18 protein-coding genes and 1 tRNA gene are annotated in these 23,509 nt (G+C 71.0%); 9 read left to right on the top strand and 10 right to left on the bottom strand.

The features are described from left to right. The 4 genes from KV106_RS07975 to KV106_RS07960 all read right to left on the bottom strand — a co-directional run. Nucleotides 1–1,074: type VI secretion system Vgr family protein (locus KV106_RS07975; RefSeq protein ID WP_261208785.1), on the bottom strand; the 1,074-nt coding region annotated here is incomplete at its 3' end. Between the two features lie 240 nt (nt 1,075–1,314). Further along, nucleotides 1,315–2,055 carry an SGNH/GDSL hydrolase family protein gene (locus tag KV106_RS07970; RefSeq protein ID WP_057597841.1) on the bottom strand — a complete coding sequence of 247 codons (741 nt, stop codon included), beginning with the start codon at nt 2,053–2,055 and terminating at the stop codon, nt 1,315–1,317. 88 nt (nt 2,056–2,143) lie between these two features. Next, a complete protein-coding gene (locus KV106_RS07965; RefSeq protein ID WP_261208783.1) occupies nt 2,144–2,902 on the bottom strand; it encodes an anti-sigma factor in 759 nt (252 codons plus the stop codon). A gap of 22 nt (nt 2,903–2,924) precedes the next feature. Next, the gene (locus KV106_RS07960) at nt 2,925–3,500 is read right to left on the bottom strand and encodes an RNA polymerase sigma factor (protein ID WP_261208775.1); all 576 of its coding nucleotides are present in this window, start codon (nt 3,498–3,500) and stop codon (nt 2,925–2,927) included. Between the two features lie 198 nt (nt 3,501–3,698). Between KV106_RS07960 and KV106_RS07955 the strand changes: the two genes are divergently transcribed. Continuing rightward, nucleotides 3,699–4,256, top strand: a complete 558-nt coding sequence (locus tag KV106_RS07955) for a DUF3455 domain-containing protein (protein WP_261208774.1) — start codon at nt 3,699–3,701, stop codon at nt 4,254–4,256. Nucleotides 4,257–4,535: 279 nt separating this feature from the next. After that, complete coding sequence (locus tag KV106_RS07950) at nt 4,536–5,870, top strand: hypothetical protein (protein ID WP_261208773.1); 1,335 nt, start codon at nt 4,536–4,538, stop codon at nt 5,868–5,870. A gap of 6 nt (nt 5,871–5,876) precedes the next feature. Here the strand turns inward: KV106_RS07950 and KV106_RS07945 are convergent, their stop codons facing one another. The 5 genes from KV106_RS07945 to argH all read right to left on the bottom strand — a co-directional run bounded on the left by KV106_RS07945 (nt 5,877) and on the right by argH (nt 14,848). Continuing rightward, on the bottom strand, nt 5,877–7,322 hold the full coding sequence (locus KV106_RS07945; RefSeq protein WP_261208772.1) for an efflux transporter outer membrane subunit: 1,446 nt from the start codon (nt 7,320–7,322) through the stop codon (nt 5,877–5,879). After that, nucleotides 7,322–10,495 carry an efflux RND transporter permease subunit gene (locus KV106_RS07940; RefSeq protein ID WP_261208770.1) on the bottom strand — a complete coding sequence of 1,058 codons (3,174 nt, stop codon included), beginning with the start codon at nt 10,493–10,495 and terminating at the stop codon, nt 7,322–7,324. The genes KV106_RS07945 and KV106_RS07940 overlap by 1 nt, the downstream gene beginning before the upstream one ends. Before the next feature lie 9 nt (nt 10,496–10,504). After that, nucleotides 10,505–11,743 (bottom strand): efflux RND transporter periplasmic adaptor subunit, encoded by a 1,239-nt coding sequence (locus tag KV106_RS07935; RefSeq protein WP_057592329.1) that lies wholly within the window; start codon nt 11,741–11,743, stop codon nt 10,505–10,507. A 189-nt stretch (nt 11,744–11,932) separates the two neighbouring features. Then, complete coding sequence (locus KV106_RS07930) at nt 11,933–13,417, bottom strand: rhomboid family protein (RefSeq protein ID WP_261208769.1); 1,485 nt, start codon at nt 13,415–13,417, stop codon at nt 11,933–11,935. A gap of 33 nt (nt 13,418–13,450) precedes the next feature. Next, entirely contained in the window at nt 13,451–14,848 is a 1,398-nt protein-coding gene (gene argH / locus KV106_RS07925) for an argininosuccinate lyase (protein ID WP_093348594.1), read from the bottom strand. A gap of 50 nt (nt 14,849–14,898) precedes the next feature. Here argH and KV106_RS07920 point away from each other — a divergent pair, with 50 nt between their 5' ends. The 5 genes from KV106_RS07920 to KV106_RS07900 all read left to right on the top strand — a co-directional run bounded on the left by KV106_RS07920 (nt 14,899) and on the right by KV106_RS07900 (nt 20,528). Further along, entirely contained in the window at nt 14,899–15,963 is a 1,065-nt protein-coding gene (locus KV106_RS07920) for a sensor histidine kinase (protein WP_057592326.1), read from the top strand. Between the two features lie 28 nt (nt 15,964–15,991). Next, entirely contained in the window at nt 15,992–16,732 is a 741-nt protein-coding gene (locus KV106_RS07915; RefSeq protein WP_057592325.1) for a LytR/AlgR family response regulator transcription factor, read from the top strand. Then, a complete protein-coding gene (locus KV106_RS07910) occupies nt 16,729–18,009 on the top strand; it encodes an AI-2E family transporter (protein ID WP_261208767.1) in 1,281 nt (426 codons plus the stop codon). Before KV106_RS07915 ends, KV106_RS07910 begins: the two co-directional genes overlap by 4 nt. A 66-nt stretch (nt 18,010–18,075) precedes the next feature. Continuing rightward, nucleotides 18,076–18,147: transfer RNA gene (locus KV106_RS07905), tRNA-Thr, on the top strand. A gap of 20 nt (nt 18,148–18,167) precedes the next feature. After that, on the top strand, nt 18,168–20,528 hold the full coding sequence (locus tag KV106_RS07900) for a hypothetical protein (protein WP_261208765.1): 2,361 nt from the start codon (nt 18,168–18,170) through the stop codon (nt 20,526–20,528). A 12-nt stretch (nt 20,529–20,540) separates the two neighbouring features. Here the strand turns inward: KV106_RS07900 and KV106_RS07895 are convergent, their stop codons facing one another. Next, on the bottom strand, nt 20,541–21,011 hold the full coding sequence (locus tag KV106_RS07895; RefSeq protein WP_057592322.1) for a winged helix-turn-helix transcriptional regulator: 471 nt from the start codon (nt 21,009–21,011) through the stop codon (nt 20,541–20,543). Between the two features lie 210 nt (nt 21,012–21,221). Here KV106_RS07895 and KV106_RS07890 point away from each other — a divergent pair, with 210 nt between their 5' ends. Further along, nucleotides 21,222–22,175, top strand: a complete 954-nt coding sequence (locus tag KV106_RS07890; RefSeq protein WP_261208762.1) for a nitrilase family protein — start codon at nt 21,222–21,224, stop codon at nt 22,173–22,175. After that, a complete protein-coding gene (locus KV106_RS07885; protein ID WP_261208760.1) occupies nt 22,172–23,509 on the top strand; it encodes an amidase in 1,338 nt (445 codons plus the stop codon). Before KV106_RS07890 ends, KV106_RS07885 begins: the two co-directional genes overlap by 4 nt.

The raw sequence follows: 23,509 nt of genomic DNA, 5'->3' as shown, positions 1-23,509 counted from the left end.
GCGGTAGACCTTGCTGGTCGGGATCACCTCGAAGTCGACGCGGCACTCGAACTGTTCCTGCCCCGAGGCCTCGCCGGGCTCCTGCAGGCGCAGCCGCGCGGCGGTGACGAGGTATTCGCGGTTGGCCTCGTTCTGCGGATGGCGCTCGAGCGTCAGGGTGCAGCCCGGCACCACCGCGCGCAGGTTGCCCGAGCCGCTCGCGCGCTCGCCGCGGCTGCCGGTCTCCTCCATGCGGCGGCGCACCAGTTGCTCGCCTTCGGACTCGACCGTGTAGTCGCCGGGCCAGCCATAGCGCTCGCGTTCGTTCTGCGCGGTCTTGCGCGGCATCGCGCTGACCTGCTGCAACCGTGCCTTGGGTCGCTCGAAGTCGAAGTCGTCGGTGACCCAGCGCCCGCTCTGCAGCGCCTCGAAGGCGCAGAAGCTGTCGCAGTGCTCCTCGCGCACCGTGTCCTCGGCCGCGTGGAACGGGATCTTCTCGTAGCCCGCGTTCGCGAAGGGCCGGTGCGCGTCCATCTCGTCGACGATCGCCAGCGTGTGCTTGTCCTCGGCATGCTCGAAGTGGAAGTACAGCCCCCATTCGTGCAGCAGCCGCGCGACGAAATCGAAATCCGTCTCGCCGTACTGCACCTGGAAATCGCGCGCCGGATAGCTGCGCGAGGCGCGGATGTCGAGCGCGAAGCCGTAGGGCGAGAGCACCTCGCGCACGATGTCCAGCACCGTCTTGTGCTGGAAGATGCGGTAGTCGCTGCTGCGCGTGGCGAGCGTGAGCCAGGGCTCGATCTCGGCTTCGTAGAGCGCGCGGCGGTTCTCCAGCCGCAGGAAGCGCACCCGCGTGACCAGCCCCGAGAGATGGCGCCACTCGCCGTTCGCGCCCGGACGGCCGTCGAGCAGGATGTGCACCGCCAGCGGTTCGCCCACGAGCTGCTTGATGGCGACGTTGGCGGCCTGCCGCTCGTTGAGGCCGGGCTGCTCGCGCGTGCTCAGCGTGACCGTGTAGGCGAACAGCCGGCTCAGTCCCTCGTGACCCTCGATCGCGACCGGCTCCAGCGCGGAGTCGCCGCCCCATTGCGGCATCGCGGGCGAAGTGACTCGCAGGACGCGTTGGGCTCGCGAAGCGCTCGGCATGGATCTCTCCCTGAACGTCCCGCCGCGGCTGCATGGCGCCCGGCGGGTGTTGACCATGCGTCGTTTTTACACGGCCGGCGCGGGTCCTCGATGACCGGGCGCGCGGGCCCGACGTAGGACACCGCCGGCAATGGGCGAAAGCCGGCGGGAAAGTTCAGTCGAAAGAATTCGAATCCGCGCGCGACCGCCTCAGGGCGCCGGCACGAGGTGCGAGGCGATCACCGACTGCCACAGCCGGTAGCCCTCGTCGGTCATGTGCAGCCGGTCGCCGCGGAACAGCTCGGGCCGCGGCTTGCCGTCGGCCCCGAGCATCGGCGTGAAGATGTCGATGTACTCGCTGTTGGGCAGCCGGTTGAGGTAGGCCGAGACCATGTGGTTGGTCTCGCGGATCAGCGGCATCAGGTGCTCGCGCGAGGGGCTGGGCTTGACCGAGACGAAGCTGATGCGCGCATCGGGCAGTTCGTTGCGCACCGCGTTGGCGAAGCGCACGAAGGCATCGAGCACCTGCAGCGGCGTGCGGCCCTCGGCGAGGTCGTTGTCGCCCGCGTAGACGATCACCTGGCGCGGCCGGTAGCGCACCACGAGGTCGTGCGCGAACAGGCTGCAGTCGGCCAGCGTGGAGCCGCCGAAGCCGCGGTTGACGATGCCGGGCACGTTGGCGAAGTCCTGCGAGAGGCGGGTCCACATGCGCACCGTGGAGCTGCCCACGAACACCACGCCGCCGGGCGGTGGCAGGCCGTCCTGGTCGGCGCGCGCGAAGGCCTCGAGCTCGCGGTGCCAGCGCACGCGCGCGGCGAGGTAGTCGGCCGAGGAGACGACCGGGTCGAAGCTGGCGGCGGGCGCCGGGGCGAGGGCGGGTGCCTGGGCCTGGGCGGCGAGCGAGGCGGCCAGCAGGCACAGCGCGGCGAGCGCGGTCTTCGTCGAAAGCATGGAACGAAAAGAAAAAGCGGGCGGGCGGACCATCGGAAAAGCCGAAGCTGGGCGAACAACGGGCGCCGCGCACGGCGCCCGCCAGGCCTCAGATTGTCTTCTCGATCAGTGCGCCCTTGAAGAGCACCGGGCCGGTCGGCCCGCCTTCGCTCGGTACGCCGCCCTTGGGCTCGAGGCTGATCGCGAGCGTGGGCACGGCGCGCACGTCGGCTTCGCTGGCCGGCAGCCGCAGGCCCGGCGCGCGGTCGAGCACGCCCAGCGAGCGCGGCGCGCCGCCCGGGGGCAGGGCCCACAGCTGCAGCGACTTGTCGGCGCCTTCGCTGAAGCCGCCCACGCGCTGCAGCACCAGCTGGCGCTTCTTCGGATCGAAGGTCACGAGCATCGAGGCCGCGTCCTTGTCGTCGGACAGCACGGCCACGTACTGCACCGCGGGCGCGTTCTGCAGCTGGTCGCGCAGGTTCAGGCCGACCGTGACCGCGAGCACCGTGGCCAGCGCGCCGGCCGCGGTCGCGCCGCGCCACAGCGCGAGGCTGCCGAGCCAGCCGCCCGCGGGCTTGCGCTGCTGGGCCGCCGCGGCCGCCTCGCGCTGGCGCGTCAGCGCAAGCTGCGCCTGCTCGGCGTCGATCATGTTGCGGATGCGGGTCCAGACGGCCGGGTCGGGCACGACCGGGCTCTGCAGCTCGGTCATGCTGGCCAGTCGGCCCTGCCAGACCAGCGCGGCGGCGCGCACCGGCGCCTGTTCGCGCGCGAGGGTCTCGAAGCGGCGGCGCGCGCCGCCACGCAGGGTGCCGAGCGCGTGGCTCGCGGCCAGCAGCTCCAGCAGTTCGGGATGGGCGGTGAGTTTCATGGCGGGGCTACTTTCTCTGCGCCTACGCGAAGCGTCCCATGCAGACGCGCAGTTTCTCCAGGCCGCGCCGGATCCAGGTCTTGACCGTGCCCAGCGGCAGCTTGAGCTGGTCGGCCAGTTCGCCATGGCTGAGCTCGCGCAGGTAGGCCAGGCTGACCACCTCGCGCTGCCGGCCCTCGAGCTGGCTCAGGCACTGGTGCAGCGCCCAGGCCTGCTCGCTGGCATCGGCCGTGTCGGCCGGGTTCGGTGCATCGGATTCGAGCGTGTCGGCCATCAGCTCGTCGAATTCCTGCGTGAGCTGGGCCCGGTCGGCGGTGCGGCGGCGCAGCAGGTCGAGCGCGCGGCTGCGCACGATCAGCCCGAGCCAGGCCAGCGGCGGGCTCAGGCTGGCGCGGTAGTCGCCGGCCACGCGCCAGACGGTGAGAAAGCTCTCCTGCAGTACGTCCTCGGCCCATTCGCGCTGCCGGACCACGCGCATCGCGAGGCCCATGAGCTTCGGGGCGGTCCGGTCGTACAGGATGCGCAGGGCGGCTTCGTCGCGATGGCCGATCCGGTCGATCAGCGCCATCAGCTCGGCGTCGGGGCTGGGTGCGGTCATTCGCCGATTGTGGGGCATCGCTTTGCATCCCTGGAATACGGCCGCGCGGCGGCGCCGGATTCAACCGGCCTTGCGCGCGTGCTGAATCCGTTCGGCCGTCGCGTGCGTACAGGGGAAGGAGGCCGTCGAAACGTACGACAACAACGGACCGCTTCTTCTTTCACCTCTCCCGAAGCCGATCTGAAAAAGGAAACGATCATGCATATCCGCACCCTGAACGCCCTGGCCGCCGCGCTGGCCGTGGTCGGGCTCGCCGCCTGCTCCGGCATGGGCGCCAAGCCCGCCGCGACGTTCTCGCAGGCCTCCCTGCCCGACGCGGTGAAGGTGCCGGCCGGCCACATGGTGGTCATGGAAACCGTGGGCACCGGCGATATCACCTACGAATGCCGCGTCAAGGCCAACGCCGCCGGCCAGTACGAATGGTTCTTCGTCGGCCCCGATGCCAAGCTCTGGGATCGCGGCGGCAAGCAGGTCGGCAAGTACTACGGTCCGCCGGCCACCTGGGAAAGCGCCGACGGTTCGAAGGTCACGGCCACGCAGGTCGCGGTTGCTCCGAACGGCAGCGGCAACATCCCGCACCAGCTCGTGAAGGCCAACCCGGCCACGGGCGCCGGCGCGATGCAGAACGTGAGCTACATCCAGCGCGTGGCGACCCAGGGCGGCGTCGCGCCGGCCGCGGCCTGCGGCGCCTCGAACATGGGCCAGAAACAGGTCGTCAAGTACCAGGCCGACTACATCTTCTACCGCGCGGGCTGAGCCTCGCGCCGCCATCGCGAAGACCGGGGCGTGCCCCCGGCTTCCGGTGGCTTTTGCGCGCGCGAACCACCCATTTGGGTGGGCGTTGGAAACATTTGCGAACGTATACTGCCCCGCACACAGAACAGCAGCGGGAGCGCCGAGGCGCGCGGGGTGGAGCATGAGGAACATCGCGATCGTGATCGCGCGCCGCGTGGGCGCGTGCCATGGCTTCATCGGCGGGCGCGCGCGTGCGCCGATGGCCCGCCGCTGCGAGGCCCGGACAGCGGGGGCCGCGCCATGAGGGCCCATGACCGCCGGCTCGACGACGAGCCGCCCGCGCCACCGCCGTTCTGGCACCGCCTCAACAGCTTCTTCGCCTTTCCCTTCCAGATGCGCCCGCTCATGTACGGGCTGGCGCTCGCGCTGTGCAGCCTGCTGTTCGAGGCGGTGTTCTTCCTGCCCGACGTGCTCGCGATCCTTCTGATCGAGCTGGGCATCGTGCTGGCCGCGAGCCGCTACGGCTTCAAGGTGGTGGCGCTGGGCTCGCGCGGCATCTGGCGCTCGGCCGACTTCCCGCGCACGCTCGACGACGAGTGGGTCAACCTGCCGTGGAAGCTGTTCGCGATCTCGCTGGTGCAGGGCATCGCGATCGGCGCGCTGGCCAGGCTCGATCCGATGCTCGCCACGGTCGGCGTGTTCGTCATGTCCTTCACCTTCCCGGCCGCGGTGATCGTGCTGGTGCAGTCGTGCAGCTTCTTCCAGGCGATGAACCCCGGCTACGTGTGGGAGACGATGCGCATCATCGGCTGGCCCTATGCGCTGCTGTGCTTCTTCCTGTTCCTGCTGAGCACCGGCGCGCAGATCGCGATCGCCATGCTGCTGCCGGTGATCGACGGGCGCATCGCGCTGCCTATCATCAACTTCGCCTTCATCTACTTCGGCTGGGTGATGGCCAGCCTGCTGGGCTACGTGATGTACCAGCACCATGCGGCACTGGGCATCGACCTGCTGCCCGGCGGCGGCGTGGACGACGGCGCGCCGGTGGACCGCCGCACGCCCGAGCAGATTGCGGCGCAGCGCCTCGACGCCGAGGTCGCGCAGTGCATCACCGAGGGCGACCTCGCGGCCGCGCTCGGCCTCGCCTACGAGGCGCAGCGCACCGCGCCTTCGGACGACCTCGCGGCGCAGCGCCGCTACCACCGCGTGCTGGCGCTCGTGCCCGACAAGAAGGACGCGATGCTCGACCAGGCGCGCCGCTTCATCCCGCTGCTGATGCGGCGCGACCTCGCGTCCGAGGCGCTCAGGGTGTTCAAGGCCTGCCGCGAGAAGGACAAGGCCTTCGCGCTCGAGGACCCCGCGATGGTGATCGCGATGGCGCGCGCCGAATGGCGCGGCGGCGATGCCCACGGCACGCTGGCGCTGCTCGCGGGCTTCGACCGGCGCTTCCGCGGCCATGCCGCGATCCCGCAGGCCTACGAGCTGGCCGCGCGCGTGCTGGTGCAGGGGCTGGGCCGTTCGGACATGGCGCAACCGATCCTGACCACGCTCGAGAACCGCTACCCGGACAGCGAGCAGACGCAGGAGGTGCGCTGGCTGCTGCGGCCGGCGCCGGGCGTGGCGGCGTCGGCCTGAGCGGCCTCAGCTCTCCTTCCAGCCCCCGCCCAGCACCTTGTAGATCGTGAGCCGGTTGGTCTGCTCGGTGAGCTGCAGGCCGATCAGCGTCTGCTGCGCGGCGTAGTAGGCGCGCTGCGCATCGAGCACGTCGAGGTAGCTGCTGGCGCCGCTGCGGAACAGCGACTGCGACAGCGAGAAGCTGCGCGAGGTGGCGTCGAGCAGCGAGCGCTGCGCGTCCAGCCGCTCGGCCAGCGTGCGGCGCTCGGCCAGCGCATCGGCCACTTCGCGGAACGCGGTCTGCACCGTCTTCTCGTAGCTCGCGAGCTGGATCTTCTGCTGCGCCTCGGCCACGCGCAGGTTGGCGCGGTTGGCGCCGCCATCGAAGATCGGCACGCTGATCGAGGGCGCGAAGCTCCAGGCGCTGCTGCCGCTGGCGAACAGGCCCGACAGCGTGCTGCTGGCCGTGCCCGCCGAGGCGGTGAGCGCGATGCGCGGGAAGAAGGCGGCGCGCGCGGCACCGATGTCGGCGTTGCTCGCGCGCAGCGCATGCTCGGCCGCGAGCACGTCGGGCCGCTGCTGCAGCACGCTCGAGGGCAGGCCGGCCGGCGGCACCAGCAGCCGCGCGGCGGGCGCGGGCTCGGCGGTGGCGGCCGTGGCCGTGCTCGGGTCGGTCGCGGCCGGCGTGGGCAGCAGTTCGGCCGGCGGCGTGGCGCCGACCAGCAGCGCGAGCGCATTGCGGTCCTGCTCGACCTGGCTGTCGAAGGCGGCCGCGTCGGCGCGCGCCGCGTCGACCGTGCTCTGGGCCTGCGCGAGCGCGAGGCCCGACTGCGCGCCCAGCCCATGGCCGCGCTGGATCAGGTCGAAGGAACGGCGCTGGCTCTCGAGCGTGTGGCGCGCGAGCTGCAGCCGCTGCTCGTCGGCCGCGAGCTGCAGCCAGGCGGTGGCGACCGAGGCCACCAGGCTGATCTGCGTGCCGCGCTGCGTGGCCTCGGTCTGGAAGAAGCTCTGCAGCGCCGACTCGCTCAGGTTGCGCACGCGGCCGAACAGGTCGATCTCGTAGCTCGTGAGGCCGAGGTCGGCGCTGTACTGCGTGGCGTAGCGCGGCTCGCCGCCGGTCGAGAGGCTGCCCGGCGTGCGCGAGCGGCTGCCGCCGGCGCCGGCGTCGATGGTGGGAAAGAGCCCGGCGCGCGCGATGCCGTACTGGGCCCGTGCGCGCTCGATGTTGAGCGCGGCCACGCGCAGGTCGCGGTTGTTGGCGAGCGCGAGTTCGATGACGGCGCGCAGCTTCGGCTCGACGAAGAAGTCGCGCCAGCCCGCATCGAGCGGCGTGGCGGCTTCCACGTTGGCCGAGGGCAGGGTCTGCGGCACCGGCAACGTGGGCGCCTGGTAATCGGGCGCGAGGTTGACGCAGCCCGCGAGCACGGCGGCGGCGACGAGCGTCAGCGAACGCAAGGGGAGGGCGTGGCGCATCAGTGGCCTCCTTGCCCGGCGGTCTGCGCGGGTGCGAGGGGCTCGTCCTTCGGCGCGGGCTTGCGCCGCCCCGCGAGCCAGCCGCGGATCAGCGCGAAGAACAGCGGCACGAAGAAGATGCCGAGCGCGGTGCCCACCACCATGCCGCCGAGCACCGCGGTGCCGATCGACTGGCGGCCGCCCGCGCCGGCGCCGGTGCCGATGGCCAGCGGCAGCACGCCGAAGCCGAAGGCCAGCGAGGTCATCAGGATCGGGCGCAGCCGCAGGCGCACCGCCTGCAGCGTGGCGTCGAGCACGCTCCTGCCCTGTTCCTGCAGCTGCTTGGCGAACTCCACGATCAGGATCGCGTTCTTCGACGACAGCCCCACGGTGGTCAGCAGGCCGACCTGGAAGTACACGTCGTTGCTCAGGCCGCGCAGGCTGGTGAACAGCAGCGCGCCCACGATGCCCAGCGGCACCACCAGGATCACCGAGAACGGCACCGACCAGCTCTCGTAGAGCGCGGCAAGGCACAGGAACACGAACAGGATCGAGATCGCGTAGAGCAGCGGCGCCTGCGCGCCCGACAGCCGCTCCTGGAACGAGGCGCCGGTCCATTCGTAGCCGATGCCCGGCGGCATCTGCTTCATCACCTCCTCGACCGCGGCCATCGCGTCGCCCGAGCTCACGCCCGGCGCGGCATCGCCCACGAACTCGTAGCTCGGGCTGCCGTTGTAGCGCTGCAGCTGCGGCGAGCCGTAGCTCCAGCGCGAGCTCGAGAAGGCCGGGAACGAGACCATCTGGCCCAGGCTGTTGCGCACGCTCCAGCGGTCGATGTCCGAGGGCAGCATGCGGAAGTCGGTGTCGCCCTGCATGTAGACGCGCTTCACGCGGCCCTTGTCGAGGAAGTCGTTGATGTAGGTGCCGCCCATGGCGCTCGACAGCGTGCTGTCGATGTCGGCGGTCGCCAGGCTCAGCGCGCCGGCGCGCGCGTCGTCGATGTCGACCGCGAACTCGGGCGTGTCGTCGAGGTTGTTGCTGCGCACGTTCGCCACCTCGGGCCGCTGGCCCAGCAGCTCGATGGCCTGGTCGCGCGCCTTCACCAGCGCGTCGTGGCCCAGGCCGTTGATGTCCTTCAGGTGGAAGTTGAAGCCGGCATTGGCGCCCAGGCCGCGCACGGCCGGCGGCAGCAGCACGAAGATGCGCGCGTCGCGCACGGTCGACAGGTCCTTGTTGGCACGGCGCGCGAGTTCGGCCGCCGACTGGCCCTTGCCGGTGCGCTCGGCCCAGTCCTTGAGCTTGACGAAGGCGCGCGCCGAGCTCTGGTCGCCGTTCTGGCCGGTGATGACGTTGACGCTCAGCACCTCGGGCTGCTTGGCGAAGTACTGCTGCACCTGCTGCGTCACGGGCTGCAGCCGCGCGTTCGAGGCGCCCGGCGGCAGGGTCACCTGCACCTGCAGGAAGGCCTGGTCCTCGTCGGGCAGGAAGGAGGTCGGCAGCCGCATGAAGAGCAGCGCCATCACCCCCGCGATCAGCAGGTAGACCACCAGGCTGCGCTTGCCGCGCCGCACGATGCCGCCGACCACGCCCTCGTAGCGCGCGGCGTTGCGGTCGAAGCCGCGGTTGAAGGCCGCGAAGAAGCGGTCGACCCGGCCCAGCAGGCCGGCGCGCGGCGCCGCATGCCCGCCCTTGGCGACCGGCTTGAGCAGCGTGGCGCACAGCGCGGGCGTGAGCGTGAGCGCCACGAACACCGACAGCGCCATCGCCGAGACGATGGTGATCGAGAACTGGCGGTAGATCACGCCGGTGGAGCCGCCGAAGAAGGCCATCGGCACGAACACCGCCGACAGCACCAGCGCGATGCCTACCAGCGCGGGCGTGATCTCGGCCATCGACTTGCGCGTGGCCTCCTTGGGCGAGAGCCCTTCCTCGTGCATCACGCGCTCGACGTTCTCGACCACCACGATGGCGTCGTCCACCAGGAGGCCGATCGCCAGCACCATGCCGAACATGGTGAGCGTGTTGATCGAGTAGCCGGCCATCGACAGCACGCCGAAGGTGCCCAGCAGCACCACCGGCACCGCGATCGCGGGGATCAGCGTGGCGCGGAAGTTCTGCAGGAACACATACATCACCAGCACCACCAGCAGCATGGCCTCGAGCAGCGCCTTCACCACCTCGTCGATCGAGGCGCTGACGAAGGGCGTGGTGTCGTAGCTCACGAAGGTCTGCAGCTGGTTCGGGAACAGCGGCTTGAGCTCCTCGACCTTGGCCTTCACGGCCTCGGCCACCTGCACCGCGTTGGCGCCGTCGGCCAGCACCACGCCGAGGCCGGCACCGGGCCGGCCGTCGAGCTGCGAGCGCACCGTGAGGTTCTCGGCGCCGAGCTCGACGCGCGCCACGTCCTTCAGCCGCACCACGGCGCCGTCGGGCGTCACGCGCAGCACCACGTTCTCGAACTGCTCCGCGGTCTGCAGCTTGCTGCGCGCGGTGATGGTGGCGTTGAGCTGCTGCTGCGCCGCCGCCGGCAGCGCGCCGAGCTGGCCGGCCGACACCTGCGCGTTCTGCGCCGTGATGGCGGCGTTCACGTCCGAGGGCATCAGCGCGTACTTGCGCAGCTTGTCGGGGTCGAGCCACAGCCGCATGGCGTAGCCGGTGCCCAGGGTCTGGACCTCGCCCACGCCGTCGATGCGGCTGATCACGTCGACCAGGTTGCTGCTGATGTAGTCGCCCACGTCCACGGCCGAGGCGCTGCCGTCGCCCGAGAACATCGAGACGATCATCAGGAAGTCGTTGCCGCCCTTGGTGACGGTGACGCCGCGGCTCTGCACCTGCTGCGGCAGCCGCGACATGGCCTGCTGCAGCTTGTTCTGCACCTGCATCTGGGCCACGTCGATGCTGGTGCCGGGGTTGAAGGTCAGCGACAGCCGGGCCACGCCCGAGGAGTTGCTGGTCGACTGCATGTACAGCAGGTTGTCCAGCCCCTTGAGCTGCTGCTCGATCACCTGCGTGACCGAGTCCTCGACCGTCTTGGCCGAGGCGCCGGTGTAGGTGGCGTTGATCGACACGCGCGGCGGCGCGATGTCGGGGTACTGCTCGAGCGGCAGCGTGCGGATCGCCATCAGGCCCGCGAGCATGACGACGATGGAGAGCACCCACGCGAAGATGGGTCGGTCGATGAAGAACTGCGCCATGGCCCGACCTCAGCGCGCCACGGGATCGGTGGCGGCGTCGGCCGCGTCGGGCGCGACGGCGGCCACCGGGCCGGCCGCGGCGCGGGCGCCGAGGTCGACCACCTTGACCTTGTCGCCGACCTTCACGCGCTGCGAGCCCTCGGTCATCACGCGGTCGCCGGGGGCGAGGCCCTCGAGCACCTGCCAGCGCGTGCCGATCGCGCGGCCGACCTGGATCGGGCGCTTCGCGACCTTGTTCTCGGCATCGATCACCAGCGCCGAGGCGCTGCCGTCGGGCGCGCGCGTCACGGCCTGCTGCGGCACCAGCAGCGCGGCGGCGTTCACGCCCTCCTGCAGCACGGCGCGCACGTACATGCCGGGCATCAGCAGGCGGTCGGGGTTGGGCACCACCGCGCGCAGGGTCACGCTGCCGGTGCCGGCATCGACGGTGACGCCGCTGAAGGTCAGGCGACCGGGGTGCGGGTACTTGCTGCCGTCCTCGAGCACCAGCTGGATGCGCGCCTCGGCATCGCTGGCGCGCTGCAGCCGGCCGCTGGCGAGCTCGCGCTTCAGGCGCAGCAGCTCGCTGCTCGACTGGGTGACGTGCACGTGGATCGGGTCGAGCTGCTGCACCGTGGTCATCGCGGTGGCCTGATTGGCCGTGACCAGCGCGCCCGGCGTGACGCTCGAGAGCTCGGCCCAGCCGCTGATCGGCGAGGTGATGCGGGTGTAGCCGAGCTGGATGCGCGCGGTCTGCTCGGCCGCGCGCGCCACGCCGAGGTCGGCCTCGGCCTGCTGCTCGGCGGCCTGCGATTCGTCGAACACCTGGCGGCTGATGGCGTCGATCTTCACCAGCTCGGCATTGCGGCGCGCCACGGTGCGCGCGGTGGCGAGCGCCGACTCGGCCTTGCGCACGCTGGCCTGCGCGCTGGCATGGGCCGCCTGCAGCGAGGCCGGGTCGAGCTGGTAGAGCACCTGGCCGGCCTTGACCTGCGAGCCTTCGGTGAACAGCCGCTCCTTGAGGATGCCGCCGACCTGCGGCCGGATCTCGGCGATGACGGGGGCCGCGGTGCGGCCCGGCAGCTCGGTGCTCAGCGCCAGCGTCTCGTGCTTGAGCGTGACGGTGCCGACTTCCCGTTCGGGCGCCGCGGCCGCCGCCGGCTTTGGTGCGGCGGCCTCGTTGCGCGAGCAGCCGGCGAGCGTGATGGCGGCGGCCAGCGCGAGGGCTGCGATGGGCAGCGGGAAGGGACGGCGTAGGTGATCGGGCATGGGCAGGGGGAAGTGACGAAGGCCCCAAATGGAGCGAACGGGCGCTCCCGAGTTCAATGCGGCGGGAGGCCGGAAGCGAGCTTTACAGAGAGGCCCTGCAAGTCCAGTGCCAAAGATTGACAAAGTCCTGTGACAGACGCTTTGCCGGAATGCAAAGTTAGATGTACTTGGGGCGCCTTCAGGCGCGCTTCATGCGCGTTGAAGCGCGCGCGTGACCATGTCGTCGGGCGCGAGCCGCAGCAGGTGCGGCAGCAGGCCCACGGCCTTGTCGCGCTCGCCCGCGTGCAGCAGGCCGTTGGCGCACACCGACAGCGTGTCGGCCAGCTCGGGATGGTCGGGCGCGGTCTTCAGCAGGATGGTGCAGAGCCGGCGCGCGTCCTCGAACTGGCGGATGCGCACGAAGCGGCGCGCGAGCCGCGCCATGTCGTCGGGCTTGAGGCGCACGCCGGGCTTCGCTTGGTCGAGGTAGGTGGTGAAGCTCGCATGCTGCAGCGCGAGCGTGTCGGGGTCGGTGGCGTTCAGGCGGAAGATGCGCCGCGCCGCGGCATGGAAGTCGTCGCCGGCCGGCTGCAGCCGTGCGGTGTTGAACCAGGCGCGCAAGGTGTCGGCGTCGTTCGGGCGCAGCGCCGCGGCGGCGCGCCATTCGCTGCTGGCCGACTCGAACTTCATCGCCGCGCCGAGCCGCCGTGCGTTGGCGACGCGGCGCTGGAACTCGCCGTCGCCGCCCCCATCACGGCCGCGCTCGGCCGCCAGCGCCTCGGGCGCCTTCACGCGCCCGAGCGCCAGCGCGAGCGTCATCAGTGCCGCGCCGCTGAGCAGCCCGCCCAGGTGCGCCATGTAGGCGATGCCCTGGCCGCCCACCAGGTGCTGCAGCAGCTCGTTCGCGATCCAGGCCGGCAGCAGCAGCAGGGCCGGCGCCGTGACGTAGTTGAAGTAGAAGAACAGCTGGTAGAAGAAACGGATGCGCCGCAGCCGGTACATCACGGCATACATGCCCATCAGCGCCGACACCGCGCCCGAGGCGCCGAGGCCGTAGCTGCCCTTGCCCGCATAGGCCCAGTCGGCCAGCGCCGAGGCGCCGACGGCGCCCAGCAGGTAGAAGCTCAGGAAGGTGGTGCGTCCGAGCGCCAGTTCGACCGAGAAGCCGAACAGGAACAGGAACAGCATGTTGCCCAGCAGGTGGCCGGTGCTGCCGTGCAGGAAGGCGGCCGTGATCCAGGTCCAGGGCTTGAACTCGGCGTCCTTCGCGTAGTCCTGCGCCCAGCGCTCGGTGAAGGGCGCGGGCCACTGGGCATCGAACTCCCGGCGGTCGCGCTTCCATTCGTCGAAGCGCGGATGCGCGGGCGGGATCACCTCGCCGGCGCGCAGCTGGCGCAGGAAGACGCGCTCGTGCTGCAGGCCCTCGAGCAGCTCGCCGGTGCGCTTGCGCTCGAGCAGCTGCCGCGCGGCCTCGGCGCGCGGCGACCGGGTGCGCTCGAGCCAGTCGACGAAGGCCGGCAGCTCGAGCGCCGGCAGCGAACTCTTCGCGTAGTAGCGCGCGGCGCGCTCCTGCGCGTTCTCCTCGCTGCGCTGCGGGCCCCAGAACACCAGCATGTTCACGAGGATCAGCAGCACCGTCATCCACGGCGGGTTGCGCCAGCTCGGGCGGTTCTCGAGCGGGATGGCGTAGAACATGGCGGGGCCCCGCGGTGCCGAGGGCCGGTGCGGTCAGCCGAGGCGGGCGCGGTGGCGCGCGATCTGCGCCTTGACCTGCGCGGGCGCCGTGCCGCCGAGGATGTTGCGTGCGTTGAGCGAGCCGCGCAGGCTCAGCACGTCGTACACGTCCTTCTCGATCTTCGGGTTGAACTGCTGCAGCACCGCCAGCGGCAGCTCGGCCAGGTCGACCTTGTGCGAGGTCGCGGCCTTGACCGCGTGGGCCACGATCTCGTGCGCGTCGCGGAACGGCAGGCCCTTCTTCACCAGGTAGTCGGCCAGGTCGGTGGCGGTGGCGTAGCCGCGCAGCGCGGCCAGTTCCATCGCCTCGGGCTTGACCGTGATGCCGCCGATCATCTCGGCGAAGATGCGCAGCGTGTCCTTGAGCGTGTCGACCGTGTCGAACAGCGGCTCCTTGTCTTCCTGGTTGTCCTTGTTGTAGGCCAGCGGCTGGCCCTTCATCAGCGTGATCAGCGCCATCAGGTGGCCGACCACGCGGCCGGTCTTGCCGCGCGCCAGCTCGGGCACGTCGGGGTTCTTCTTCTGCGGCATGATCGACGAGCCCGTGGTGAAGCGGTCGGCGATCTGGATGAAGGCGAAGTTCTGGCTCATCCAGAGGATCAGCTCCTCGCTCATGCGGCTGATGTGCACCATGCACAGGCTGGCGGCGGCGCTGAACTCGATCGCGAAGTCGCGGTCGCTCACGGCGTCCAGGCTGTTCTGGCACACGCCTTCCATGTTCAGCGTCCTGGCGACCAGCTCGCGGTCGAGCGGATAGCTGGTGCCGGCCAGCGCGGCGGCGCCCAGCGGCAGGCGGTTGACGCGGCGGCGCACGTCGGCCAGGCGCTCGGCGTCGCGGCTGAACATCTCGACGTAGGCCAGCATGTGGTGGCCGAAGCTCACGGGCTGCGCCACCTGCAGGTGGGTGAAGCCCGGCAGGATCACCTCGACGTTCTTCTCGGCGATGTCGACCAGCGACTTCTGCAGCGTGACCAGCAGCTCGGCGATCAGGTCGATCTCGCCGCGCAGCCACAGGCGCACGTCGGTCGCGACCTGGTCGTTGCGGCTGCGGCCGGTGTGCAGCCGCTTGCCGGCGTCGCCCACGAGCTGGGTCAGGCGGGCCTCGATGTTCAGGTGCACGTCTTCCAGGTCGAGCTTCCACTCGAAGGCGCCGGATTCGATCTCGGCGCGGATCTGCGCCATCCCACGCTCGATCTCGGCGTGGTCCTGCATGGTGATGATGCCTTGCGCGGCCAGCATGCCGGCATGGGCGAGCGAACCTTCGATGTCGGCCTGCCACAGGCGCTTGTCGAAGAAGACGCTGGCGGTGTAGCGCTTCACGAGGTCGCTCATGGGTTCCGAGAACAGGGCGGACCAGGCTTCGGATTTCTTGTCGAGTTGGTTTTGGGTCATGGGAGCCGTTCGGGAGGCAATAATGGGCTGGTTACCCAATGTATCTGCGAATGCGCAAGCCGGCGATTTTATCGGCCACCCCATCCGCCGCGTCCTCCGACCGCACGCGCCCGTCCGCGCGCGCGCAGGCCGTGCTGTTCGACGCCTGCCAGATCGGCGTGGTGCTGCGCACCGTGGTCTTCGTCGAGGCGGTGGTGGGCGTGGCCGCGATGTTCGTCTCGGGCTCGCCCGGCGAGTGGCTGGTGCAGGCCGCCACCGTCACGGGCGGCGCGCTGCCGGCCACCCTGCTGTGGCTGGTCGCGGCCTGCGGGCTCAAGAAGCCGCTGCGGCGGCTGCCGGTTGCATGGCAGTACGCGGTGGGCGCGGTGCTGGGCGCCATCTCGGCGCTCTACGGCTGCGGGCTGCTGCGGCTCACGGGCGTGCTGGGCAGCGCGCCCTGGTTCGCGAGCGCGCTGGCCGGGGCCTTCTTCGCGGGCATGGTGATGGCGGCGATGGTGCTGCGCGCGCGCGGCCAGACACCGGCCGCCACCACGGCGCGGCTCGAGGAGCTGCAGTCTCGGATCCGGCCGCACTTCCTGTTCAACACGCTCAACAGCGCCATCGCGCTGGTGCGCGAGGAGCCCGCCAAGGCCGAGACCATGCTGGAGGACCTGAGCGAACTGTTCCGCCAGGCGCTGGCCGATCCCGGCGAATCGGGCACCCTGGCCGACGAGATCGCGCTGGCCGAGCGCTACCTCGCGATCGAGCAGGTGCGCTTCGGCGAGCGGCTGCGCATCCGCTGGGACCTCGATGCCGCGGCCAGCGACGCGCGGCTGCCGCCGCTCTTGCTGCAGCCCCTGGTCGAGAATGCGATCAAGCACGGCGTGGAGCCGAGCCCGGACGGTGCCAGGCTGCGCATCCGCACCGAGCGGCGCGGCTCGATGGTGGTGATCGAGGTGGTCAACAGCCTGCCGCCGCTGCGCTGGGCCGACCAACCGCTGCCGCGCGGCCACGGCATCGCGCTGGCGAACGTGAGGGACCGGCTGCGGCTGCTGCACGACATGCGCATGCAGTTCAGCGCCGGCATGGACCAGAAGAGCTACCGGGTGCGCATCGCGATACCCGCCGAATCATGAACGCATGCCATTGCGTGGGGGGACATGAATGAGCCTGAGGACATTGATCGTCGACGATGAAGCACTGGCCCGCTCGCGGCTGCGCACGCTGCTGCGCGACTGCAGCGCGCCCGCGGCCGAGGTGGTGGCCGAGGCCGCGCAGGGCGCCGAGGCGCAGGCGCAGCTGGCGTCGATGAAGCTCGACGTGGTGCTGCTCGACGTGCACATGCCCGGCATCGACGGCATCGAGGTGGCGCGTGCGCTGCGCGAGCGCGCCGACGCGCCGGCCGTGGTGTTCGTGACCGCCCATGCGGCGCATGCCGTCACCGCCTTCGAGCTCGACGCGGTCGACTACCTCACCAAGCCCGTGCGCGCCGAGCGGCTGCAGCAGGCGCTGCAGAAGGCCGAGCGCTACCTCAAGGAGCGCGCCAGCGACAAGGTGGCGCAGGAGAGCGTGCTGATCCAGGACCGCGGCCGCGCCGAGCGCGTGCCGCTGGCGGAGATCGTCTACCTGAAGTCCGAGTACAAGTACCTCACGGTGCGCACGGCCGCGCGCAGCCACATCCTCGACGGCTCGCTCAACGATTTCGAGGAGCGCTATCCCCAGCGTTTCCTGCGCGTGCACCGCAACGCGCTGGTGGCGCGCAGCGCGATCCGCGCGCTCGAGCGCTACGACGACGGCGAGGACGCCGAGGGCTGGGCGCTGCGCCTGTCGACCGTGCCCGAGCTGGTCGCGGTGTCGCGCCGGCAGCTGGCGGCGGTGCGCGAAGTCATCAAGGACGCACGATGAACGACAAGGCGCGCGAGGACGACGACGCCCCGCGGCCGCCGGCCGCGCCGGAGGAGGTGCCCGCGCCCGACCTTGCGCCGCGGCCCGAGGAGCCCGTGGTGGCCGCTGTTTCGCCCGCGCCCGCGCTGCGTCCCGAGCCGCCGCCCGCGCCGAAATCCGAGGCCGATGCCGAGCGCGACCTGCCGGTGCTGCGCGTGCCGGTCGACGTGCGCAGCTTCTCGCTGGTGGTGCTCGCGGTGCTGGCCAGCGTGTTCGCGCTGCAGTGGGCGCAGTCGGTGTTCATCCCGCTGATGCTGAGCCTGCTGCTGAGCTATGCGCTGTCGCCGCTGGTCGACCGGCTCGAGCGCTGGTGGCTGCCGCGCTGGATCGGCGCGGCGGTCATCCTGCTCGGGCTCAGCGGCGCCATCGGCTGGACCGGCTATTCGCTCTCGGGCAGCGCCTCGGCGCTGCTCGATTCGCTGCCGGCCGCCGCGCAGAAGCTGCGCCAGGCCACGCGCACCGACAAGAGCACCGGCGGCACGCTCGACAGCGTGCAGCAGGCCGCCTCGCAGCTCGAGCGCGCGGCCGAGGAGAACTCGCGCGCGCTGGCACGCCGCGGCGTCGCGCGCGTGGTGATCGAGCGGCCGCCGTTCAACGTGCGCGACTACCTCTGGACCGGCACCGTCGGCCTGCTCGGCGCGGCCGGGCAGCTCACGCTGGTGGCCTTCCTCACCTACTTCGCGCTCTGTTCGGGCTCCACCTTCCGGCGCAAGCTGATCAAGATCTCGGGCTCCAGCCTCGAGAAGAAGAAGATCACCGTGCACGTGCTCGACGACATCACGCGCAACATCGAGCGCTACCTGCTGGTGCAGATCTTCACCAGCGTGCTCGTGGGCGTGGCCACCGGCCTGGCCTTCTGGGCCATCGGGCTGCAGAACGCGGCCGTGTGGGGCATCGTGGCCGGCGTCACCAACCTCATTCCCTACATCGGCTCGGTGATCGTGCTCTCGGCCGCGGGCCTGGTGGCCTTCCTGCAGTTCAATACCCTCGAGATGGGCATCCTGGTGGCCGGCACCTCGCTGCTGATCCACACCCTGGTCGGCAACCTGCTGATGCCCTGGCTCACCAGCCGCACCAGCCGCATGAACCCGGTCGCGGTGTTCGTCGGCGTGATCTTCTGGGGCTGGCTCTGGGGCGTCTGGGGACTGCTGCTGGGCATCCCGATCACCATGGTGATCAAGGCCATCTGCGACCGGGTCGAGGACCTGCAGCCGATCGGCGAATTGCTGGGCGAGTAGGCCGCGGGCAAGGCCGTCGAGGCCCTGTGATTCAAGAGCCGGACACCTGATCTTCATCGTTTCTGTTCCGGGGTAGTTCAGTGGCAGAACGCTCGGCTTGTAACCGAGAAGGCGCTGGTTCAACCCCAGCCCCCGGACCCCACTCATTTCGCATGACCATGGAAGACGATCCGTCCCTGGCGGCCGGCGGTTACTCGGCTTTCCAGCTGGCCCGCGCGCTGGCCGCGACCGAGCATGCCGACGAGACGGTGCGCCGCAACGCCGCGAAGCGCGTGCGGCAGTGGACTGCCGTGATCGAGGGGCAGCGCGGCGGCGCGATCGCCACGGGCTCGCGCACGCCGCTCAAGGACATGCCCGCCTGGGTCACGCCCGAGGTGGCGACCGGCGGGTTCGCGACCGGCGCGCTGCTGGCGGGCGGGGCGTTCCAGGCGCATGAACGCACGTTGCGCGACGAACTCGCGCCGGGCGTGCCCGAGGCCGATGCACGAGGGGCACTGAACAGCTTCTTTCTCACGGACGCGGGCCTCGAGCGGCTCGGGCTGCTGCTCGATGCGGGACGCTTCGAGGTCGCGGTGCCCGAGGAGGGCGCCCTGCTCGCGGTGGCATGGCTGCTGCGCGCTGGCCATGTGGAGCAGGCCTGGGAACTGGTGGAGGCGATCGCGCCCTGGTTCTCGCGGCTGCGCTTCTACCCGGTCGAGCTGGCCGAGGCGCGCACGCAGGGCACGCTCCTGTGGGTCGACGATGTCGCCACCGTGATGCAGCGCTTGCGCGCGGTGAAGCCGAACGCGGCGATCCTGGCGCAGAAGGAAGCCGTCGAGGTCTGGGCTCCGCTGCATGACCGCATGGCGGCGCTGCTGTTCGAGACCGTGCGGGGCGATGCCCCCATCGCGCTGCGCACCGCCGATGGCGCCTGGCAGCGCGGCGAGGCGAACAGTTTCGTCGTGTCCGGAGGCTGGCCCTGTGCCCACTATCCCGAAGGCTGGCACGAGCGCGCCGCGATGCTGCTCGACCAGTACCGGCAGGCACGCGCGCTGCACGCGCGATGCGGGCGGCCGGAGCGCGAAGGTGACAGTTTCTTCACGCTTCGCGAAGGGTTGCGGCGCTGCGTCGAGAAGCCCGCGGCCTTGAGCGGTAGGGAGGTGGGGCGGCTGCGACTCGTTCTCGCGCGCTACCGCGCGACACACGGCCTGCCCGGCGCTGCCGAACGCCTGACGTTCAGGCAACGCCAGCGCGACGAAGCGGGCGCGCCTCCCTTCGAGCAGATCGGCCGCCAGGTTGCGCACCGGCTCGAGGCTGTGCCGCCCGAAGCGGGGCTCGACGACATCGAGCCCTTTCTGGCCCCTGTCGATGCATCGGAGGCCGCGGCGAGCGGCATCCGCGAAGGAACGACCATTCCGCACTCGGTTCGCCGCAAGCTCGCGCGCGCCCTCGAGGGAGCCGCCGGCGAGCTCGTCGAGCGCGGCGCGATTCCCTCGGGCGAGGCGCTGGCCCGCGTGCTGCCTCGATGGACCGCCGCGCTGCGCGCCGCCGATATCGCCGACCCGGCGCTGCGGCGGCTCCAGTCCGCCATCGACCAGGCGTTTCGCCGTCGGCGCTCGCTGCTGCTGCTGAATCTGGAACGACAGGTGCAGCTGGCGGAACTGCCCTGGGTGGCCGCGACCGCGCGTTTCCGCGCGCCGGGTTCGGCCTCGCGCGAGGCGGCGCGGCAGGCGCTGACCGAGATCGCGCGCCTGGCCCTGACGTCGTTCCCGCAGGCGATCCTGCCGAACAAGCTGCTGCAGGAGCTGGGGGCCCTGGCCGAGATGGCCGGGCTGCCACTGCCATTCGTCGAGGAGATCGCGGCCGACATCTTCATGGGTCGGTTCTCGCCGAAGTTCCTCGAGGCCGCCAGGCTGGCCGCGGATGTCGTGGAGGGCAGCCTCTATGCCCGCTACTACGGCATCGACGGCCCGGTGTTGCGGGCGCTGCGCGCGCCGCAGGACGCCGCATCCAAGCGAGGGGCGAAGGACGCGGTCGATGTCCTGGCCCGCCTGGGCGCGTCGCGCGCGGGCATCGAGTGGCCGGCGCGGAACGTGGTGCGCAACGGCATGGTGATCGAGCAGGTGCAGGTGCTGACCACCCACAACCTGGCGCTCCTGCTTGCCGGGTCGGGCCTGCGCGAAAGCCTTGCCGCGCAACTGCCCGCGATGGCACGCCGATGCTTCGAATGGATCTGCGCGCAGCTCCAACTGCCCGCGGCGGACCGGCATGCGACCCTGATCCGGATCAAGGGCTCGGCCTATGCCTGGCGCCAGATGGTCTTCTTCCTCTCGCAGTGCCGCGACGACGAAGTCATCGAGTTCCTGGGCTGGTCACGGGCGTGCCTGGGCGGGCAGGCGAAGGCCTTCAAGCGCCGCTTCGAGCCGATCCTTTCCGGATTGGTGGCCGCCGCCACCACGGAGGACCCGCGCGTCCAGCCTTTCATGGGATGGACCGAAGGAACGCATTGGCTGATGCAGGACGACAACCCCGGCCGCTGACACGGATGCCGCCTAGGCGGTGCCGCGCGCGGCCTTCGGTTGCAGCTTCTTGACGAAGGTCGCCGCCGGCGCCAGCGGCTTCCCGTCGTGCGTGCGCAGATCGATGCGCTTCACCGGCTTGCCGCTCTCGCGCTCGACCAGCACCGAGTGCGGCTCGCCCTTGGCATAGAGGTGCTGCTCGCCCCAGTGGCGCAGCCCCACCACGACCGGGAAAAGCCCCTCGCCCCTTGGCGTCAGCAGGTACTCCTGGTAGAGCGAACCGTCGGAGGCCGGCGCCTGGCTCAGCACGCCTTCGTTCACCAGGTTCTTGAGCCGGTCCGCGAGGATGTTCTTCGCCACGCCCAGGCTCTGCTGGAACTCACCGAAGCGCTTCATGCCGTCGAAGGCGTCGCGCACGATCAGCAGCGACCAGCGGTCGCCGAGGATGTCGAGCGTGCGCGCCATGGGACAGGCGTCTTCCTTGAGGCTTTTGCGGCGGGCCATGGCGATGCGTTGCGGGTGGATGTGGTTGCAGGATTAAACCATTTCGGCGCTGGCCGCATGCGCGCTGCCGCAAGACCTTGCGGCGTGGCGGGGCTGTCCGACCCATCAGGTTGCAAACAAAAACCGATCTGCCTACGATCAATCAGGTTTCAAATAAAAACCAGATAGCCGATTCGATCCCTCCCTTTGCCATTGCGCAGAAAGCCATCCATGACCGCTTCATCCGATACGCAACCGTCCCCCGCCGCCGGCATCGCCCGCGGCGCCGATGCCGTTCCCGGCCTGCGCGCCAGCCCCGTGCGCGTGGCCGTGGTGCAGTTCGACCCGCAGGTCGGCGTGGAGAACCTCGCGCGCAACAGCGCGGCGATCTACCAGCGGCTCGATGCCGCGGTCGCCAACGGCGCGCAGCTCGTGGTGCTGCCCGAGCTCGCGACCACCGGCTACTGCTTCAGCGGCCGCGCCGAGGCCTATGCCCATGCCGAGCCCGTGCCCGGCGGTGCCACGGTGCAGGGGTGGGTGTCGTATGCGGCGAAGCACGGCATCCACATCGTCGGCTGCCTGGTCGAGCAGGACGGGCTGCAGCTGTTCGACACCGCGGTGCTGGTCGGGCCCGAGGGCTACATCGGCCGCTACCGCAAGACCCATCTGTGGAACAACGAGAAGCTGTGGTTCACGCCCGGCGACGAGGGCTATCCGGTGTTCGAGACCCGGATCGGCCGCATCGGCCTGCTGGTGTGCTGGGACATCTGGTTTCCCGAGGTGCCGCGCATCCTCGCGCAGCTGGGCGCCGACATCGTCTGCGCGCCCACCAACTGGGTCTGGACGCCGCCGCCGCTGTACGACGCCAGCGGCACCTGCATGGCGGCCTACCTCACGATGACGGCGGCCCATGCCAACGGCATCTTCATCGCGACGGCCGACCGCATCGGCACCGAGCGCGGCGCGGGCTTCATGGGCAACTCGCTGATCGCGGGCACCAACGGCTGGCCGATCGGCCGCATCGCGGGCCCCGACGAGGACACCATCCTCCATGCCGACGTCGACATCGGCGCGGCGCGCTCGGCGCCGATCTGGACGCCGCTCAACGACCTGCACCGCGACCGCCGCACCGACCTCTACGACCCGCTGCTCGGCTACGTCGGTGCGCGGGCGCTGCCGCGATGAGCGAGACCTTCGGCTTCTTCGCGCGGCAGACGATCGCCGCGCTCGCGAACGACCTGCGCGCGGGCCGGCGCACCTCGGCGCAGCTGGTCGAGGCCTCGCTGGCCGCGATCGAGTCTCGGAACCCGCGGCTCAATGCCTTCGTGCGCGTGGATGCGCAGGGCGCGCGCGCCGCCGCCCTGCGTGCCGACGACGAGCTGCGGCAAGGCATCGACCGCGGTCCGCTGCACGGCATGCCGGTGGCGATCAAGGACCTGATCGACATCGCGGGCCAGCCCACCACGCAGGGCTCGGCGCTGTACCTCGAGCACGTGGCGCATGACGACGCGGCCTGCGTGCGGCAGTTGCGCGCGGCCGGCGCGGTGCCGGTGGGCAAGACCACGCTGCACGAGTTCGCCTACGGCGCCACCGGCGACCGCTCGGTGCAGGGCGCGGCGCGCAATCCGCATGCGAGCGCGCGCATGTCGGGCGGCAGCAGCGGCGGCAGCGCGGTCGCGGTGGCCGCGGGCATGGTGCCGCTGGCGCTGGGCACCGACACCGCGGGGTCGGTGCGCGTGCCCGCGGCGCTGTGCGGCGTGGCGGGCTTCAAGCCGGCCTGGGGCTCGATCTCGTGCGAGGGCGTGCGGCCGCTGGCCGCGTCGCTCGACCACGTGGGGCTGTTCGCGCGCGACGCCGGAGACGTGGCGCTGGCCTATGGCTGCCTGGCATCCTTCGATACGGAGGTTGCGCCCGCGACGCGCATCGGCTGGATCGTTCCTTCGCTGCTCGCGCGCACCGATCCACGCATCGCGCGCGCCGTGCGCGAACGCCTCGGTGCCGCCGGCCTGCCGGTCGACGAGGTGGACCTGCCCGCGCGGCTGCCGCAGGCGCACGAACTGTTCGAGCTCTTCTCCACGCTGCAGGCCAGCGAGGCCTTCGCCGTGCATGCGGACGATGTGGCGCGCGGCGCCGAGGCCATCGATGCCGAGGTGCTGCAGCGCCTGCGCCGCGGCGAGGCGATCCCGGCCTGGCGCTATGTGCGCGCGCTCGCGCAGCGCGAGGCCGTGGCGCGCGCCGTGGCCGAGCTGCTGCGGCGGCACGAGGTGCTGGCGCTGCCGACCGTGCCGATGCTGGCGCCCGCCATCGGCGAGCGAACGCCCCGCATCGATGGCGTGGCCGTCGAGGTGCGCGCCGCGCTGCTGTCGCTCACGAGCCCGTGGAACCTGGTCGGGCTGCCCGCGATCAGCGTGCCCGTGGGGCGCATCGACGGCCTGCCGATCGCGCTGCAACTAGTGGCCGCGGCCGGCAGGGAAGCCGCGCTGTTCCGCCTCGCCTCCACCCTCGAAGGAGTCGCCTGA

Source organism: Variovorax endophyticus, from assembly GCF_025376855.1.
Lineage (GTDB): Bacteria > Pseudomonadota > Gammaproteobacteria > Burkholderiales > Burkholderiaceae_C > Variovorax.
Note: the sequence above shows the minus strand (reverse complement) of the source record. Positions and strands in the feature narration are given on the sequence as shown.